We start from the raw sequence: 16,479 nt of genomic DNA, 5'->3' as shown, positions 1-16,479 counted from the left end.
AAAGGAGAGTAGGGCGCATGTGGATGTCATCTTTAAAAAATGGCGGACTCACAGGTTTAAAAACAACGTGGTCCCTTGGAAAGGTCATCTTTCCGATCACGCTGATCGTGTTTTTGCTTCAATACACACCTGTCCTTCCTTGGGTCATGGAGAAGATTTCCCCGTTCATGAAACTCATCGGGCTTTCAGGTGATGCGGCCATTCCTCTTGTATTGGGCAACTTTCTTAACTTGTACGCAGGAATAGGTGGAATCCTATCCCTTGATCTAACGGTGAAAGAAGTATTCATCATTGCGGTGATGCTCTCCTTCTCTCATAATTTGTTCATTGAATCAACGGTAGCCGCAAAGGTGGGCGTGAAGATTTGGCTGATTGTCGCTGTAAGGGTAGGGCTGGCCCTGATATCGGCAGTTGTCATCAATCTCGTTTGGAACGGTGGATCTGAAATTGCCAAGTACGGAATGATGCCTCCACAACAAGCTGAGCCGAACGGGTGGGGAGAAATCATTCTCCTGGGACTTGAAAAAGCAGGATTTGGTGTCCTGCAATTAGCTCTTATCGTCATTCCTCTTATGATGATTATTCAAGTAATGAGAGACCTGAAATGGATGGATGTTTTTTCGCGCTGGATGTCCCCTGCCACACGGGCGCTTGGCATGAATGCAAATACGTCGTCCACGATGGTGGCGGGACTCGTCATAGGTCTGGCATACGGAGCAGGCGTCATGATCCAGGCGGTAAAAGAAGATGGAGTGAGCAAGAAGGATGTCACGATCGCCTTCATCTTTTTAGTCGCATGTCACGCAGTGGTGGAGGATACGTTAATCTTCATCCCATTGGGCATCCCTGTCTTGCCCCTACTCATTATCAGGCTCGTCACAGCGATTTTGTTAACGATGGCGGTTGCCTACATTTGGAACAGGGTCGATGCAAAGAAAGAAAAGGAGAGACATTATGAGCAGGATTACAACAATATTATTTGACTTAGACGGAACACTGATCAATACCAATGATTTAATCATTTCTTCCTTTTTGCATACATTGAATCATTATTATCCAGGGCAGTACGGAGAAAGGGACGTTCATCCTTTTATGGGACCACCATTGGAAGAGTCGTTTGGAGGACTGGACCCCGACCGTATGGAAGAAATGTGTGCTCACTACCGTGCTTACAATCATGAGCATCATGACGCACTAGTGACTGAGTTTGAAGGGGTGTATGAAACGGTTCAAGCCCTTTACGAAAATGGATACAAATTAGCGATTGTCTCAACGAAAGTCCGTGATGTTGTGTTAAAAGGACTGGACCTGATGAATCTTCGTCCGTTCTTTGAAGTCATCATCACCCTGGACGAAGTGGAGAATGCGAAGCCGCATCCTGAACCGATTGAGAAAGCTCTTGTGGCACTGGGGTCCTCGCCTGAAGAAGCAATCATGATCGGTGACAATCACCACGACATTTTAGCCGGGAAAAATGCAGGAGTGCTGTCGGCAGGTGTCGCGTGGAGTGCAAAGGGAAGAGAGCATCTGGCTCACTACGAACCGGACTTCATGCTGGATAATATGAAAGACTTATTACCGATTGTCGGAGTTCCGTCTGCATGAGACGAACGACCCGCTACCCTGTAGAAGGAGCAAATTCCCTCTGGCATGTTTATAAAACCGTTCCTTTCGGGAAGGTCGTCAAAAATTTCATCGTGATTCAACTGGCAAGGTACACACCCTTTTTAGGGATGAAAAATTGGCTGTACAAGACGTTTTTGAAGATGAAGATCGGTGAACACACGTCATTTGCCCTGATGGTGATGCTTGACGTGATGTTCCCGGAAAAAATATCGGTTGGTCGTAATACTGTCATCGGGTACAATACGACGATCCTCGCCCACGAATACCTGATCAAGGAATACCGATTAGGTGATGTGGAAATCGGATCGGAAGTCATGATCGGGGCCAACACCACGATATTACCGGGTGTTCAGATTGGCGACGGAGCCATCGTATCGGCAGGAACCCTCGTACATAAAGACGTCCCGAAAGGAGCGTTCGTTGGCGGAAATCCCATGCGGATCATCTATACTAAAGAGGAACTTGCCGCACGCTGGCGAGAAGATGCCATCTACGGATTGAAAAGCGAAGAATAAGGGAAAAGGCAAAGATAGATTGAGTTCTATTTTTGCCTTTTTTGTTTTTAATCAATCACAAATCTAACGGTTGACGAATAAAAAAAGAAACGCTACACTACAAATAACTTTATTTTATTAGCACATTAGCGAGTTAAAGGATTTCTGAATAATCGAGAATTAGTAGCAATCCCCAAACCGGGGAAAAATAGATGAATTAATACGCCAAAGGTGGTTCTTATGACTAAGTTATTTATGTTCGAGAAGCCATTGGGAATGAGAGATACATTCCCTGATTTATATGAAATCAAAGATCAGACGAAAAAGAATATGGAACAGGCGATGAAGCTGTGGGGTTACAAGTTCATTGAGACTCCGAGCCTTGAATATTATGAAACAGTCGGTGAGGCATCGGCGATATTAGATCAGCAGCTATTCAAGCTTCTGGATCAGCAGGGTCATACCCTTGTGTTAAGACCGGATATGACAGCGCCGATTGCCCGGATTGCCGCGTCAAAATTATTAAAGGATGAAGCACCGCTGCGACTGGCATACTCGAATTCTGTGTTCAGGGCCCAGCAGCGTGAAGGTGGGCGCCCGGCGGAATTTGAACAAGTGGGAATTGAATGTATCGGTGACGATTCAGTCAGTGCCGACGCTGAGGTGATTGCCCTGATGGTATCGGTTCTAAAGGAAGCAGGCCTGGAACATTTCAAGATTTCCATCGGCCACATCGGATTTGTGCAGGAGCTATTTACTCAAATCGTCGGTACGAAAGAACGGGCGGATACGTTAAGAAGATACTTATATGAAAAGAACTATGTTGGATATCGCCAGCATGTCAATGGCTTGGCCCTTTCATCCATTGATAAGCAGAGATTGTTCCGTTTCCTTCAATTACGGGGGTCAGAAAATGTGCTGGGTGAAGCCCATTCTCTTTTAGAAGGGGAAAAAGGACTGAATGCATTAGAACAGCTGAAAGATCTGTGGAATATTTTAAAAGATTATGAAGTGGAGCAATATGTGAAGTTCGACTTGAGCCTGGTGAGCCACATGAGTTATTATTCAGGCATTTTATTTGAAGTGTACGGAGAACATGTAGGGTTTGCGATCGGAAATGGCGGCCGCTACGACAAGCTGCTTGAAAAGTTCGGAAAGAACTCCGGTGCGACAGGCTTTGGATTGCGTCTCGATTATGTGCTTGAAGCGATGCAGATTGAGTTAACTTCGACTCTTCAGCAGTGTGTGCTGTTTAGTGATGAGCGGAGAAAAGAGGCTATCGGTCTTGCTCATGAGCTGAGGAGTGAAGGAGTCAAAGTGGTGCTGCAGAACTGGAAGGGCGTAGGAGATGTGGACGAGTTTACGAAGGGTTTCAGTAATGTGCACTTCGTTGTAGGACAGGACCCGAAAGGCGGTGAAACATCATGAGTGCGTTAACCATTGCCATGCCTAAAGGCAGGATATTTGAAGAAGCCGTGGAACTATTAAGGAAGGCAGATTACAATTTGCCACCTGAATTTGATGATTCTAGAAAGCTGATCATCGAAGTTCCCCAGGAAGATTTACGATTCATCCTGGCAAAGCCGATGGATGTCCCGACGTATGTGGAGCATGGAGTCGCTGATTTAGGGATTGCCGGGAAGGACGTTATGCTGGAAGAAGAGCGAGACGTATATGAGCTGCTTGATTTACGGATCAGTGGTTGTTACTTGGCAGTCGCAGGACTGCCGGATACAAAAATGAGTGATGTGGCACCGAAAATTGCCACAAAATATCCGAATGTTGCGTCATCCTATTTCCGGGAGCAGGGTGAGCAAGTGGAAATCATTAAACTAAACGGATCCATTGAGCTCGCTCCTTTAATCGGGCTCGCTGATCGCATCGTCGATATCGTCTCAACGGGAAGAACGCTGAAGGAAAATGGGCTGGTGGAATACGAAACCATCGTTAACATCACCTCCAGACTCATCGTCAACCCCGTCAGCTACCGGATGAAAGACGAAAAAATAGAAGACCTCGTCACCCGGCTTACACGCATCATCGGGTAAGAGGGGTAAGAGGGACGGACCTTGCCTGGAGACTGTTAATAAAGGGATTTCAACACTTATAAAGTGACTACTGAGGTGCGGATGCTTGTTCATTGAGGCAAGGTCCGTCCCTCCTAATATAGATTACATAGGGGGAATACGGCACCTGCTATCATATGCAGGTCCGTCCCTTTCGAAGGCTGGTGAATGGTTTGAAGATTATTAAGGATATGAGCGGTGCGTCGATTAGGCGTTCAGTCGACAGCGGTACGGAGGATCAGCGGAGAGCGGTTCAGGGGATAATTTCTTCTGTTCAGAAAAATGGCGACCTTGCAGTCCGTGAATATACAGAGAAATTTGATGGTGTTCATTTAGAGAATTACAAGGTTTCACAGAGTGAAATAGAGGAAGCCTTCTCTTCTCTGGATTCTGAGATGATCTCCATCATTGAAGAAGCTGCCGATAATATCCGTGACTTTCACGAGAAACAAAAAAGGTCTTCCTGGTTTACAACGAAAGAGGATGGGACCATGCTAGGCCAAAAGCTGACGCCCCTTGATTCAGTCGGCGTGTACGTGCCGGGTGGGACTGCTGCGTATCCTTCCTCTGTATTGATGAATGTGCTGCCAGCAAAAGTCGCGGGAGTCAAACGAATCACGATGGTTTCTCCGCCTGGAAAGGATGGGAAGCTTTCACCCGGCGTGCTGGTTGCAGCGAAAATTGCCGGAGTGGAAGACATCTTTAAAGTCGGCGGTGCTCAAGCGGTAGCCGCACTGGCGTATGGGACGGAATCCATCTCTCCCGTGGATAAAATAACAGGACCGGGGAACATCTATGTCGCACTGGCAAAACGCGAAGTATTCGGCGATGTGGATATTGACATGATCGCCGGCCCCAGTGAAATCGTGATTCTGGCGGATAAGAATCAGCGTGCGGATGAAATTGCCGCCGACCTTCTTTCACAGGCAGAGCATGACGTGTTTGCCTCTGCCGTACTTGTGACGAATTCTTCTGCATTGGCAGAAGAGGTATCCTCACAGGTGGAACGACAGCTGTCTTCTCTTCCGAGAGAAGACATCGCCCGTCAGTCCATCAGTGATTTCGGAGCCATCTACGTGACAAGAGATATAGAAGAAGGAATCGATGTTGTGAATCAACTCGCAGCGGAGCATTTAGAGATATTAACGGAGAAGCCGTTTGAAACGATGGCGAAGATCCGTCATGCCGGAGCAATCTTCCTTGGCCGTTACAGTTCTGAGCCTGTAGGGGATTACTTTGCAGGACCGAATCATGTACTCCCGACGAACGGGACGGCACGTTTTTCAAGTCCCTTAAATGTTGATGAATTTATGAAGAAAACAAGTGTCATTTCATATAGTGAAACAGCACTGCAGCAAAATTATCAAAAAATCGCAAAACTTGCCCGCTTGGAAGGTCTTGAAGCCCATGCAAGGGCGGTGGAGATTCGATTCGGCAAAGAAAAATAGGGAAGAGGGACGGACCTCTGCAGAGGGCCGTCCCTCCAATAAGGAGGACATCATGGTGAGAAGTGCAGAGATTGTGCGAAAGACAAATGAGACGGATATTCGCTTGAATTTTGGAATCGATGGAGAGGGGAACTCTAAAGTAGAGACTGGTGTCCCGTTCATGAGTCATATGCTGGATTTGTTCACAAAACATGGACAATTTGATTGTACGATCGAAGCGAATGGCGATATAGAAGTGGATGACCATCACACCACTGAAGATATCGGCATTTGCTTGGGACAGGCGTTACTTGCGTCACTGGGAGACAAAAAAGGGATCAAGCGTTACGGCTCAGCCATGGTTCCGATGGATGAAGCCCTTGCCCAAGTCGTGGTGGACCTGAGTAATCGTCCTCACCTCGAGTTCCGTGCAGAACTTCCAAGTCAGAAAGTAGGGACCTTCGATACGGAGCTTGTTCATGAATTCCTTTGGAAGCTTGCTCTTGAAGCACGGATGAATCTTCATGTCATCGTTCATTATGGTCATAATACCCACCATATCATTGAAGCAATCTTTAAAGCACTGGGACGTGCCCTGGATGAAGCAACCATGATCGATCCCCGGGTAAAAGGGGTTCCATCAACGAAGGGAATGTTATAATTCATGATCGGCATTGTAGACTATGGGATGGGGAATCTGTTCAGCGTCAGTAAAGCACTTGAACGCTTGAACGTTCCTTATTTTATCAGTGATCAACAAGAAGATTTACTGAACGCAGATGGTTTGATTTTACCGGGAGTGGGAGCATTTAAAGATGCTATGAACCTTCTCGAAACCACACATTTAAAAGAAACCATCCTCACTTTTGCCCAAAACGGGAAGCCACTCTTAGGCATTTGTTTAGGCATGCAGATCCTCTTTGAAGAAAGTAAGGAAAATGGATCAACAAAAGGATTGGCTCTTCTACCTGGTGAAGTGCTTCACATCCCGAAAGAGGACAGTCAAGGAAATTCATATAAGGTCCCCCACATGGGCTGGAATCTTCTGCGTTACCAAAAAAACTCCCCCCTTTTAGAAGGGTTATCTGAAGGCTATGTATACTTCGTTCACTCCTATTATGTACACGAAGGATGCAAAGACGTGATAGCGGCAAGTGCTGATTATGCAGGAGTCGAGATCCCGGCCGTCGTGAGTCGGGAAAATATATACGGAATGCAGTTTCATCCTGAAAAAAGCGGCGAGCTTGGAATGAAACTGTTAGAAAACTTTACAAAACGAGTGAAGGAGACGGTCTCATGAGTTTTACGATTTATCCAGCCATCGATATGAGGGGCGGCAAGTGCGTTCGTCTCGTTCAAGGTGATTATAATCAGGAAACGGTTTATGGAGACTCTCCGTTTGATATGGCGAAGAAATTCGCTGATGAAGGGGCCGAGTGGATTCACATGGTAGATCTAGATGGGGCAAAGGAAGGCTCACGGATCAATGATGAATTCGTGATCGCTGTTGCTGAAAAGCTGGATGCGAAGGTGCAGATTGGTGGAGGTATCCGCTCCAAAGAGGATATCGAGCACTATTTACGCCGGGGAGTCGACCGAGTCATCATCGGCAGTATCGCTGTTTCCAACACAGAATTAGTGAAGGAATGGCTGGCGGAATATGGTGATAAGATTGCCATTGGACTTGATGCAAAGGATGGTTATGTTGCCACTCATGGCTGGTTGGAAACCTCCGCCCTTAAAGCTGTCGATCTTGGAAAGGAACTGGCTGAAACCGGTGCGGAAACGTTCATTTTCACCGATATTGCCACAGACGGAATGCTATCTGGTCCCAATGTTGAAGCGGTTGTGGATCTTGCTGAACAAACCGGGAAATCAGTGATTGCGTCTGGAGGCATTAGCTCCCTTGAAGATCTGAAGACTTTAAAGCAATATGAAAACCAAGGCGTATCCGGAGCGATTTGCGGAAAATCACTTTATACAGGAAAGTTTACGGTGAGCGAGGCAATAAATGAGGTGAAAACATGTTAACGAAACGGATTGTTCCGTGTCTGGACGTGAAGGATGGCCGGGTGGTAAAAGGCATTCAATTTGTAGAACTGAGAGATGCAGGAGATCCTGTTGAACTTGCTAAAGTGTACGATGAGCAAGGTGCCGATGAGCTCGTCTTCCTGGATATTTCAGCCTCACATGAAGGACGGAAAACGATGGTGGAAGTCGTTCAGCATGTAGCTGCGGAATTGGCGATCCCTTTTACAGTCGGTGGAGGGATTAACTCAGTCGAAGATATGAAAGCCATCCTTCGCGCAGGGGCAGATAAGGTTTCTCTTAACACAGCAGCCGTCCTGCGTCCTGAGCTTGTCCGTGAAGGAGCCGATTACTTCGGATCTCAATGTATCGTAGTGGCCATCGATGCCAAGTATGATGAAAAGAGCCAAGGATTTAAAGTGTACACCCATGGAGGCAGAAAGCTGAAAGACCTGGATGCCGTTGAATGGGCGAAGGAAGTAGAATCACTCGGTGCGGGAGAAATCTTGTTAACGAGCATGGATAGCGATGGAGAAAAGCGGGGGTTCAACCTTGCCCTGACGAAGGCAGTCAGCGAAGCGGTTTCTATACCGGTAATTGCTTCAGGCGGTGCAGGAAATGCAGAGCACTTCAAAGAAATATTCACCGAAGGCAAAGCCGATGCGGCCCTTGCAGCCTCCATCTTTCATTATAAAGAAACGAGCGTAGAAGAAGTGAAGAGCTACTTAAGAGAGCAGGAGGTGCACGTACGATGACAAATGAAGATTGGATTGCAACCGTGAAGTACGATGATAAAGGATTGGTACCTGCCATCATCCAGGACGCTTCGACAAAAGAAGTTTTAACACTGGCCTATATGAATGAAACGTCTCTCAAAAAAACGGTTGAGACAGGGGAAACGTGGTTTTACTCCCGTTCACGCCAGGAGCTGTGGCATAAAGGAGAGACAAGCGGGAACACCCAAATCGTCAAATACATCACGTGGGATTGTGATAAAGACGCCCTCCTTGTCCTCGTCGAGAAAAAAGGACCAGCCTGTCATAAGGGGGAAGAAAGCTGCTTCCATGAAGGTGTATATGGTGAAGAGAAATCATCAACAGAAAATATTCTTCTCACTCTGGAGAAACTCATTAAAAATCGTGAAATCGAGCGGCCAGAGGGAGCATACACGACCTACCTCTTTGAGGAAGGTGTAGATAAAATCTTGAAAAAAGTAGGCGAAGAGGCGTCAGAAGTGATCATTGCTGCGAAAAACAGGGACAGTGAAGAACTGAAATGGGAAGTCGCCGACCTGTTCTACCATGTACTCGTCCTTTTAAGAGAACAAAAACTTCCACTCGAAGACGTGTTAGAAGTCCTTGTGGAACGTCATAATAAATAACTCCCTGAGGGACGGACCTTCGCGCACGCGTAAAGGTCCGTCCCTCAAAATATGGTAGTTTAGTACAGGGGTATTGTATGATATACTACTGTAGTTATACTATGAACGTTTCGGAGGACTTTGATGAGAAAAGGGTCAAAATTAGGTAGTGAGCAAGCGAAAGTGTTGTCTTTTGTCCCGACTGGCGAGTATTACTACAACAAAGGGATGAAGGCTTATCAACGTCGAGAGCTTAAGAAATCGTTAAAATATTTAAATAGAGCATTTCAATTAGAACCAGTAGAACCGATGATTGCCTGTCAATTATCGATTGTGTATACAGAGCTTGGTGAATACAAGCGTTCCAATGATTTATTGCATCAAATCCTGGATGATCTGGATCCCCGCATGGCAGAGTGTCATTATTTTCTGGCCAACAATTATGCCCATTTAGGCTTATTTAAAGAGGCGTACGAACAGGTTTCAGCTTATCTTGACAAAGAAGAATATGGTGAATTCGTTGAGGATGCAGAAGACTTATTAGAGCTTCTGGAGCTTGATTCAGATCTGATTGTGGACGATTTATACGAGCATGATGAGCTTATCGTCCAACAGGAGAAAGCAAGAGATCTTCTTGAGTCCGGGCATTTTCAAAAAGCCGTGGAAACTTTACAGAAGGTAATTGAAGATTATCCGGAATTCTGGTCAGCTTACAATAATTTAGCACTTGCCTACTTCTACTTAGGAGAAGTGGACCAAGCAGCTGCTACGTTGGAAGAGGTGTTGGAGAAGAATCCTGGAAACCTCCATGCCCTGTGCAATACGGCTGTTTTTTATTTCTATCAAAAGCGTCATGACGAGCTGGACGAATTGATACAGGGTCTTGAGAAGGTCCGTCCCTTACTTCATGAGCATCGTTACAAGCTGGGGGCTACGTTTGCGCTTGTTGGTCACTCGAAGCGGGCTTATGATTGGTTGAAGTCCCTTCAGAAGATTGGCTTCGAGGGCGATGGGAGCTTCTATTATTGGCTGTCGTATTCTGCTTATGAAACGGGTCATGAGGATACAGCCCGTAATGCGTGGAAAAGGGTATTGGAAATCAACCCTGAAAAAGAAGGACTCGAGCCTTGGAACGATAAAAAGCAGGATGATGGCTTCGAAAATCACGTCACATCGATTTTGAAGAAGCTTCAAAGTGAATATACGGAAGAGAAATTATTCGGTCTGTTTCTTACGTCCATCTCTGATAATCAAAGGGCTATCCTTACTCATGCTGACTTTTGTGATGTGGAGGACCTGTCCATTGTCGAAAAGGTTTATTTAGCACAAGTGTTAAACAGCAACGGAAACAGCTCGATTAAAGTGAACCAGGAGATTCAGAATATGCATCAAGTAGCTCTTCACCTTTATGGGGATCATCGACCGATCACGAGCGTGGAGTCGGGGCTCTTCCTTACTTGGTTTACGATCGCCTACAGAGGCATAAAACAACGGGAAACCTTCAAGAATGCCAAAGCTTTTGCAGCGGCAACAGAATTCGTTTGGAATAGACTGCGAAATGAAAAGGTCACGAAGAAGCAGCTATGTGATCGATTCAATTTATCTGCAAGTACGCTGACAAAATACATCTCTGTCGTTGAAAGTTACCTTCCGTGAGCATATTTTTGGACGATGCGACCCTATTTTTTATAGGATATGTGTAGGAAGTTAATACTATGGGTGGAAGGCTCAAGCACCATTGCTACCTCTAACCATAGTATTTTAATAAAGAATATGCTTACGACTGTTTCGGAAGGAGAATGTCATCATGTCTGAAGAAAAAATTTATGATGTAATCATTGCAGGTGCAGGCCCTGCAGGAATGACTGCAGCTGTTTATACGTCACGTGCAAGTCTTTCAACGCTTATGCTTGAAAGAGGAGTACCAGGCGGACAAATGGCGAATACGGAAGAAGTGGAGAACTACCCGGGCTTCGACCATATTCTGGGACCTGATCTTTCTAATAAAATGTTCGATCATGCGAAGAAATTCGGTGCGGAATACGCATACGGAGACATTAAAGAGATCGTTGACGGAGAAGAGTTTAAAATTGTCAAAACCGGTTCAAAAGAATTCAAAGCACGTGCCGTGATCATCACAACGGGTGCAGAATACAAAAAAATCGGTGTACCTGGTGAAAAAGAGCTTGGCGGACGCGGAGTTTCTTACTGTGCAGTATGTGATGGAGCATTCTTTAAAGGAAAAGACCTTGTTGTTGTAGGTGGAGGAGACTCTGCTGTAGAAGAAGGGGTTTACCTGACAAGATTCGCTAACAAAGTAACGGTCGTTCACCGTCGCGATGAGCTTCGTGCTCAAAAGATCCTGCAACAGCGTGCCTTTGATAACGAAAAAGTCGATTTTATCTGGAACCATACGGTGAAAGAAATCAACGACAAAGATGGCAAAGTGGGAAGTGTGACCCTTGTATCCACTGAAAATGGAGAGGAAACTGATTTCCAGGCTGATGGTGTCTTCATCTACATCGGAATGCTTCCACTGACGAAGCCATTTGCTAACCTCGGAATCATCAACTCTGAAGGTTATATAGAAACTAACGAACAAATGGAAACGAAGGTTCCAGGAATCTTTGCTGCCGGTGATGTCCGCGAAAAACAACTTCGCCAAATCGTTACAGCAACAGGTGACGGAAGCATCGCCGCTCAAACAGCTCAGCATTATATTGAAGAGCTGAAAGAGAAGGTCAAAAACGGTTAATCTAAAAAGCCTTACGAAAGGAGAAATCCTTTCGTAAGGCTTTTTTTATGAACTAATTCTTCTTATGCTTGTTAAATACATACACCAATTCCGACAACGTCAGCTTCTTCAATCCTTCATCACATGGCTTGTAAACACCAGCTTCTACTAACCGACGAATAAATTGCTGCCTCTGTCTTTCAACGGCTTCACGTAAAAATGGCATCCGTGTTCACTCCTTTTGGATTGTTATCCATAGTGTAGGGGGATTTTGAATATAAATCTGCTACTTTGTTAAGTTTTCTTCCAATTTAGAATTCTTTGTCAGGTTTTCTAACATATTAGTCCAAATTCCTAAGAGAGACATGTATAATCAAGGTATTCACTTCTTAGGAGGATGAGGAGAACGTGGACAATGAGCCTTCCTATAAGGATAAAAAAGTGATATCGATCGGTGTCGTCAGTGAATTGACAGGTTTGACCGAAAGGAAGATCCGCTATTACGAAGAGAAGAATCTGATCTTTCCACAGCGTTCCAATCGGGGCTATCGCAAATATTCCTTTTCCGACGTGGAACGATTAATGGACATCGCCGACCAGCGAGAAGAAGGGGTAACCACGAAAGAAATCAAACATGAACTATCCAGAAAAGAGAGAAAAGAAGCGAAACAAAAAATGATACGGGGTCAGCTCAACGCGCGGTTCGGAATTCAGAACAAGTAAGGGGGACGGACCTCTGGAATGGATGTCGTTTGTTTTGCCGGGACTTGTATGCGTAGGGTATTTGATGCTTTATATGTGGTGAAAAAAGTAAAACGGCTGGATTTTTCCTGATTTCGGCCGGATTAATCCCAAAAACGGCTGGATTATTATCGATTTCGGCTCTATTATCATCAGAAACGGCCGGATTTTTTCAACTAAACTTCTATGAATACCCTATACTGCATAGGGTTGCTGCCCATCAAGGGATATTCAGGGAGAACCATGCCACCAATCAACGCAATCCATGTTAAGTAGAATCAGATTCATACAATAGCAATCTACAACTCCTATCCAAAAAAGACTACGCCCTTCACTGCTAATATAAAAAGAGTGAAGAACGATTTGATTGTCCGATAACTTCCATAAATAAACAGGATTACAACCCTCTCAAAAGGGAATAACCATTATTATGAAAGTCATCCTAGTTTATTTCGGAAGGTCGGATCATGAATGAAAATATGGAAAATCGTTTCTCTAGTAGCGCTGTTTGCCCTTATCCCCATTGTGTATTTTAGTTTTTTTGCCGATGAGACCAAGTCATCATCCAAGAAACGGGTGATCGCCTTGGGCGATTCCCTTACCTATGGGTATGGGGATAAAAAAGAAGCGGGATATATCGGACGTTTAGAAGAGAAAGTAAATAAAAAACATACAAAGATGTCATATAATTTTCAAAACCTCGGAGTACCGGGGCAGCAATCGGATCAGCTCCTGGGACAGATTGTGAAGCCAGAGGTAGCAGAAGATTTAAGTGAAGCAGATGTGTTTATTATAAACATCGGGACCAATGATTTGATTAAAAACAATGGTGGAGATTTATTTCCTCTTCATCATGATGAGATTGTTGAGGCCAAAAAGGATTATCTAGACCACTTGGATAAAATCTTAAACATCGTTGGAACCGCCAGTAAAGAAGCCGACATTATCGTGTTAGGTTTGTACAACCCTTATCCTGATAAAGACAGTGATAAAATCGAAGCGTACGTCGACGATTGGAATAAATCCATGATGAAAGAAGCCGAAAAACACGAAAACGTAAAGTACGTTTCAACCAATCCATTGTTTAAAGGGAAGTCCAAGGAAAACTATTTCCATGATTCCCTTCACCCTAATGGTAAGGGATACGAATTAATGGCGGATCAAATTATGAAGAACTATGATTTTTAACCCCAAATTGACAGTGTTCTACAGGATTTGTTAAGTTTTGCAAATCCTGAAATTATACATTAACAATTCCGTAATACCGTTTTAAATCTGTTGTAACACTAGTGAAACAATTTTCGGGTAATATAGATAATAAGAAATTGACCCCCTTTTAAGTAATAAATCCCGTTGACGACACAGGACTCGCCTGTGTCTATTTTTTTTGTTTTTTCCTCTGTACTAGTGCGACATATATATCTGTACCTGTCCTCTTCTTGTAGAAACATGTCCCAATATCTTTCGATTTTAATCGACAACCTTCAAACAACAAGCCAAGACATTGTAGCTTGTCTACAATCATAGTATAATATAAGGAATGAGAATGACTGAAAGTGGGACTAATGTATTCATTCGATCCCTATTCATCAAGATTGAGGTGAAGGTAGTGCAACGTGTCACAAATTGTTTATATCTGGATGGAGACAAGGTGCTCCTTCTCCAAAAGCCAAGAAGGAATTGGTGGGTCGCTCCAGGTGGGAAAATGGAGTCAGGCGAATCAATCCGGGATGCTGTCATTCGTGAGTATCGTGAGGAAACGGGCATCTATTTAAAGAATCCTGATTTGAAAGGTGTCTTTACGTTCATCATTAAAGAAGGCGATCAGATTAAATCGGAGTGGATGATGTTTTCTTTCTTTGCGACCGAAGCGGATGGGGTCAACCTTCAGGAATCGGAAGAAGGTAAGATTAAATGGCATCCGATCGAGGATATTAAGGACCTACCGATGGCTGAAGGGGATTATCATATTCTGGACTACCTCTTACACGGAAAGAATACGATTTATGGAACGTTTACCTATACTCCTGATTTTAAGTTATTATCTTATCGATTAGATCCAAGTTGATCAACGAACTTTTTATATACAACATTACGTTAAAAGCGGGGGAAGAGTATGAGTACAGGTTCTACAAACGATGTTCAATTAGTAATCATAACAGGGATGTCCGGAGCCGGTAAGACGGTTGCCATTCAGAGCTTCGAGGATTTGGGATTCTTCTGTGTGGACAATCTGCCGCCGACTCTTCTGCCAAAATTTTTGGAACTGATGAAAGAGTCAGGTAATAAAATGAATAAGGTCGCCCTTGTGATGGACCTTAGGGGAAGGGAATTCTTTGATCATCTATTTAAAGCATTGGATGAATTAGCGGAAACCTCCTGGGTGACACCCCAGGTTTTATATCTTGATGCAGATGATTCTTCTCTTGTCAGACGATACAAGGAAACGCGCCGTTCTCATCCGCTCGCTCCTTCGGGTCTTCCTCTTGAAGGGATTCGTCAGGAGAGAGAGCTCCTTGAAGAACTAAAAGGACGTGCGCAGTTAATATATACAACATCAACCATGAAGCCAAGAGAGCTTCGGGAAAAGATTCTAACGGAATTCTCGGTGAACAAGAAGACGATTTTCACGGTGAATGTCGTGTCATTCGGTTTCAAGCACGGGATCCCCATCGATGCTGATTTGGTGTTTGATGTACGTTTCCTTCCAAATCCTCACTATATCGATCATATGAGACCGAAAACGGGATTGGATGAAGAGGTGTCCACCTACGTATTGAAATGGAATGAAACGAATAAATTCATCGAGAAAGTAACCGATTTATTGTCGTTCATGCTTCCTCAATACAAGCGGGAAGGAAAGAGCCAGCTTGTGGTAGCGATAGGATGCACAGGCGGGCAGCATCGATCGGTTGCATTAGCAGAGTATCTTGGCCATCATTTTGAAAATGACTATCAAACGAAAATTTCTCATCGGGATATTCAGAAGAGAAAGGGTCTAACAACATGACACATACACCCAAGGTCGTCGTGATCGGAGGAGGTACGGGTTTACCGGTCCTTCTTCGGGGATTGAAACGGCACCCTATTGATATATCGGCCATTGTCACTGTCGCTGATGACGGTGGCAGCTCAGGTCGTTTGCGTGACAGCCTGGATATTCCTCCCCCGGGAGATATACGGAATGTCCTGGCTGCTCTTTCGGAAGTGGAGCCACTGGTGGAACAAATGTTTCAGCATCGATTTGAAACAACGAATGAACTTTCCGGTCATGCTTTAGGAAACTTGATCATTGCAGCCCTTGCTTCCATTACAGGTGATTTTGTACATGCGATTCAGGAAATGAGCAGAGTATTGAATGTGAAGGGGAAGGTGCTGCCTTCAGCAAATCAAAGCGTCATCTTAAAGGCGGAGATGGAGGATGGAACGATTGTCACGGGAGAATCGACCATTCCTAAAGCCGGGAAGAAGATCAAACGTGTCTTCTTAGAGCCGGATAGCATCAAGCCACTGGGTGAAACCTTGCGGGCCATAAAGGAAGCCGACTTAATTGTGATGGGTCCGGGAAGCCTATATACTAGTATTTTACCGAATCTTCTTGTTCCGGGAATTGGCGATGCCGTATGCAGGGCAAAAGCGAAGAAAATGTATATTTGCAACATCATGACCCAGGCAGGAGAAACACTGGATTACTCAGCAAGTGACCATGTAAAGGCATTATATGACCATTTGGAAACGCCAAGTATTGATTATATCCTGGTCAACAAAAAGCAGGTACCGGATGAAGTGCAAGCCCGATATAATGAAGAACAAGCGAGTCCCGTCCACTTTGATGTGGATAAATTGAAATCCATGGGCTTAGAAGTGATAGCAGAAGAGATTCTCTCCTATGACAACCATCTTGTTCGTCATAACACGGAGAAGGTCGCTGATATCATATATTCTTATCTTAAAAAATCAACCAGCTAAACTACAAAAATTTCTTTTGTATAAGGTTGTGCAA

General features: G+C 44.6%; 19 protein-coding genes. 18 read left to right on the top strand and 1 reads right to left on the bottom strand.

Features of this window, described 5'->3' with window-relative positions; translation table 11 throughout:
• Positions 1-17 precede the first annotated feature (17 nt).
• From ACQKFO_RS13445 to trxB, 13 genes are all read left to right on the top strand, one after another.
• On the top strand, positions 18-983 hold the full coding sequence (locus tag ACQKFO_RS13445) for a nucleoside recognition domain-containing protein (RefSeq protein ID WP_427599262.1): 966 nt from the start codon (positions 18-20) through the stop codon (positions 981-983).
• Complete coding sequence (gene ppaX, locus ACQKFO_RS13440) at positions 955-1,605, top strand: pyrophosphatase PpaX (protein ID WP_427599260.1); 651 nt, start codon at positions 955-957, stop codon at positions 1,603-1,605. Before ACQKFO_RS13445 ends, ppaX begins: the two co-directional genes overlap by 29 nt.
• Positions 1,602-2,141 (top strand): acyltransferase, encoded by a 540-nt coding sequence (locus ACQKFO_RS13435; RefSeq protein ID WP_427599258.1) that lies wholly within the window; start codon positions 1,602-1,604, stop codon positions 2,139-2,141. Before ppaX ends, ACQKFO_RS13435 begins: the two co-directional genes overlap by 4 nt.
• A gap of 219 nt (positions 2,142-2,360) precedes the next feature.
• On the top strand, positions 2,361-3,548 hold the full coding sequence (locus ACQKFO_RS13430) for an ATP phosphoribosyltransferase regulatory subunit (protein ID WP_427599256.1): 1,188 nt from the start codon (positions 2,361-2,363) through the stop codon (positions 3,546-3,548).
• Positions 3,545-4,168, top strand: coding sequence for an ATP phosphoribosyltransferase (hisG, locus tag ACQKFO_RS13425; RefSeq protein WP_148995379.1), 624 nt, complete (start codon positions 3,545-3,547; stop codon positions 4,166-4,168). Before ACQKFO_RS13430 ends, hisG begins: the two co-directional genes overlap by 4 nt.
• Before the next feature lie 191 nt (positions 4,169-4,359).
• Complete coding sequence (hisD, locus tag ACQKFO_RS13420; RefSeq protein ID WP_427599254.1) at positions 4,360-5,634, top strand: histidinol dehydrogenase; 1,275 nt, start codon at positions 4,360-4,362, stop codon at positions 5,632-5,634.
• A gap of 52 nt (positions 5,635-5,686) precedes the next feature.
• Positions 5,687-6,274 (top strand): imidazoleglycerol-phosphate dehydratase HisB, encoded by a 588-nt coding sequence (gene hisB / locus ACQKFO_RS13415; RefSeq protein WP_148970205.1) that lies wholly within the window; start codon positions 5,687-5,689, stop codon positions 6,272-6,274.
• 3 nt (positions 6,275-6,277) lie between these two features.
• Complete coding sequence (gene hisH / locus ACQKFO_RS13410) at positions 6,278-6,913, top strand: imidazole glycerol phosphate synthase subunit HisH (RefSeq protein ID WP_427599251.1); 636 nt, start codon at positions 6,278-6,280, stop codon at positions 6,911-6,913.
• Positions 6,910-7,644, top strand: coding sequence for a 1-(5-phosphoribosyl)-5-[(5-phosphoribosylamino)methylideneamino]imidazole-4-carboxamide isomerase (hisA, locus tag ACQKFO_RS13405; protein WP_427599249.1), 735 nt, complete (start codon positions 6,910-6,912; stop codon positions 7,642-7,644). Before hisH ends, hisA begins: the two co-directional genes overlap by 4 nt.
• Positions 7,638-8,396 carry an imidazole glycerol phosphate synthase subunit HisF gene (gene hisF / locus ACQKFO_RS13400; protein ID WP_427599247.1) on the top strand — a complete coding sequence of 253 codons (759 nt, stop codon included), beginning with the start codon at positions 7,638-7,640 and terminating at the stop codon, positions 8,394-8,396. The genes hisA and hisF overlap by 7 nt, the downstream gene beginning before the upstream one ends.
• Entirely contained in the window at positions 8,393-9,022 is a 630-nt protein-coding gene (gene hisIE, locus ACQKFO_RS13395) for a bifunctional phosphoribosyl-AMP cyclohydrolase/phosphoribosyl-ATP diphosphatase HisIE (RefSeq protein ID WP_427599245.1), read from the top strand. The genes hisF and hisIE overlap by 4 nt, the downstream gene beginning before the upstream one ends.
• A 123-nt stretch (positions 9,023-9,145) precedes the next feature.
• The gene (locus ACQKFO_RS13390) at positions 9,146-10,657 is read left to right on the top strand and encodes a tetratricopeptide repeat protein (RefSeq protein WP_427599243.1); all 1,512 of its coding nucleotides are present in this window, start codon (positions 9,146-9,148) and stop codon (positions 10,655-10,657) included.
• 151 nt (positions 10,658-10,808) lie between these two features.
• Complete coding sequence (trxB, locus tag ACQKFO_RS13385; protein ID WP_427599241.1) at positions 10,809-11,756, top strand: thioredoxin-disulfide reductase; 948 nt, start codon at positions 10,809-10,811, stop codon at positions 11,754-11,756.
• A 52-nt stretch (positions 11,757-11,808) separates the two neighbouring features.
• On the opposite strand, the gene ACQKFO_RS13380 is transcribed toward trxB, so the two are convergent.
• Positions 11,809-11,961, bottom strand: a complete 153-nt coding sequence (locus tag ACQKFO_RS13380) for a Fur-regulated basic protein FbpA (protein WP_082386330.1) — start codon at positions 11,959-11,961, stop codon at positions 11,809-11,811.
• Positions 11,962-12,143: 182 nt separating this feature from the next.
• On the opposite strand from ACQKFO_RS13380, the gene ACQKFO_RS13375 reads away from it, so the two are divergent.
• From ACQKFO_RS13375 to ACQKFO_RS13355, 5 genes are all read left to right on the top strand, one after another.
• On the top strand, positions 12,144-12,458 hold the full coding sequence (locus ACQKFO_RS13375) for a MerR family transcriptional regulator (RefSeq protein WP_427599239.1): 315 nt from the start codon (positions 12,144-12,146) through the stop codon (positions 12,456-12,458).
• A gap of 489 nt (positions 12,459-12,947) precedes the next feature.
• Complete coding sequence (locus ACQKFO_RS13370; protein WP_427599237.1) at positions 12,948-13,664, top strand: GDSL-type esterase/lipase family protein; 717 nt, start codon at positions 12,948-12,950, stop codon at positions 13,662-13,664.
• 421 nt (positions 13,665-14,085) lie between these two features.
• On the top strand, positions 14,086-14,544 hold the full coding sequence (locus ACQKFO_RS13365) for an 8-oxo-dGTP diphosphatase (protein WP_113970858.1): 459 nt from the start codon (positions 14,086-14,088) through the stop codon (positions 14,542-14,544).
• Between the two features lie 48 nt (positions 14,545-14,592).
• Positions 14,593-15,486 carry an RNase adapter RapZ gene (gene rapZ, locus ACQKFO_RS13360; protein ID WP_113969146.1) on the top strand — a complete coding sequence of 298 codons (894 nt, stop codon included), beginning with the start codon at positions 14,593-14,595 and terminating at the stop codon, positions 15,484-15,486.
• Positions 15,483-16,445 carry a gluconeogenesis factor YvcK family protein gene (locus ACQKFO_RS13355; RefSeq protein WP_113969145.1) on the top strand — a complete coding sequence of 321 codons (963 nt, stop codon included), beginning with the start codon at positions 15,483-15,485 and terminating at the stop codon, positions 16,443-16,445. Before rapZ ends, ACQKFO_RS13355 begins: the two co-directional genes overlap by 4 nt.
• Positions 16,446-16,479 lie beyond the last annotated feature (34 nt).

Source organism: Rossellomorea sp. NPDC071047 (assembly GCF_050270195.1).
Classification (GTDB): Bacteria; Bacillota; Bacilli; order Bacillales; family Bacillaceae_B; genus Rossellomorea.
Note: the sequence above shows the minus strand (reverse complement) of the source record. Positions and strands in the feature narration are given on the sequence as shown.

What these genes read in the sequence shown, in the direction of transcription:
- ACQKFO_RS13445 (WP_427599262.1), top strand. Translation starts at nt 18, where the DNA reads ATGTGGATGTCATCTTTAAAAAATGGCGGACTCACAGGTTTAAAAACA.
- ppaX (WP_427599260.1), top strand. Translation starts at nt 955, where the DNA reads ATGAGCAGGATTACAACAATATTATTTGACTTAGACGGAACACTGATC.
- ACQKFO_RS13435 (WP_427599258.1), top strand. Translation starts at nt 1,602, where the DNA reads ATGAGACGAACGACCCGCTACCCTGTAGAAGGAGCAAATTCCCTCTGG.
- ACQKFO_RS13430 (WP_427599256.1), top strand. Translation starts at nt 2,361, where the DNA reads ATGACTAAGTTATTTATGTTCGAGAAGCCATTGGGAATGAGAGATACA.
- hisG (WP_148995379.1), top strand. Translation starts at nt 3,545, where the DNA reads ATGAGTGCGTTAACCATTGCCATGCCTAAAGGCAGGATATTTGAAGAA.
- hisB (WP_148970205.1), top strand. Translation starts at nt 5,687, where the DNA reads ATGGTGAGAAGTGCAGAGATTGTGCGAAAGACAAATGAGACGGATATT.
- hisH (WP_427599251.1), top strand. Translation starts at nt 6,278, where the DNA reads ATGATCGGCATTGTAGACTATGGGATGGGGAATCTGTTCAGCGTCAGT.
- hisA (WP_427599249.1), top strand. Translation starts at nt 6,910, where the DNA reads ATGAGTTTTACGATTTATCCAGCCATCGATATGAGGGGCGGCAAGTGC.
- hisF (WP_427599247.1), top strand. Translation starts at nt 7,638, where the DNA reads ATGTTAACGAAACGGATTGTTCCGTGTCTGGACGTGAAGGATGGCCGG.
- hisIE (WP_427599245.1), top strand. Translation starts at nt 8,393, where the DNA reads ATGACAAATGAAGATTGGATTGCAACCGTGAAGTACGATGATAAAGGA.
- ACQKFO_RS13390 (WP_427599243.1), top strand. Translation starts at nt 9,146, where the DNA reads ATGAGAAAAGGGTCAAAATTAGGTAGTGAGCAAGCGAAAGTGTTGTCT.
- trxB (WP_427599241.1), top strand. Translation starts at nt 10,809, where the DNA reads ATGTCTGAAGAAAAAATTTATGATGTAATCATTGCAGGTGCAGGCCCT.
- ACQKFO_RS13380 (WP_082386330.1), bottom strand. Translation starts at nt 11,961, where the DNA reads ATGCCATTTTTACGTGAAGCCGTTGAAAGACAGAGGCAGCAATTTATT.
- ACQKFO_RS13370 (WP_427599237.1), top strand. Translation starts at nt 12,948, where the DNA reads ATGAAAATATGGAAAATCGTTTCTCTAGTAGCGCTGTTTGCCCTTATC.
- rapZ (WP_113969146.1), top strand. Translation starts at nt 14,593, where the DNA reads ATGAGTACAGGTTCTACAAACGATGTTCAATTAGTAATCATAACAGGG.
- ACQKFO_RS13355 (WP_113969145.1), top strand. Translation starts at nt 15,483, where the DNA reads ATGACACATACACCCAAGGTCGTCGTGATCGGAGGAGGTACGGGTTTA.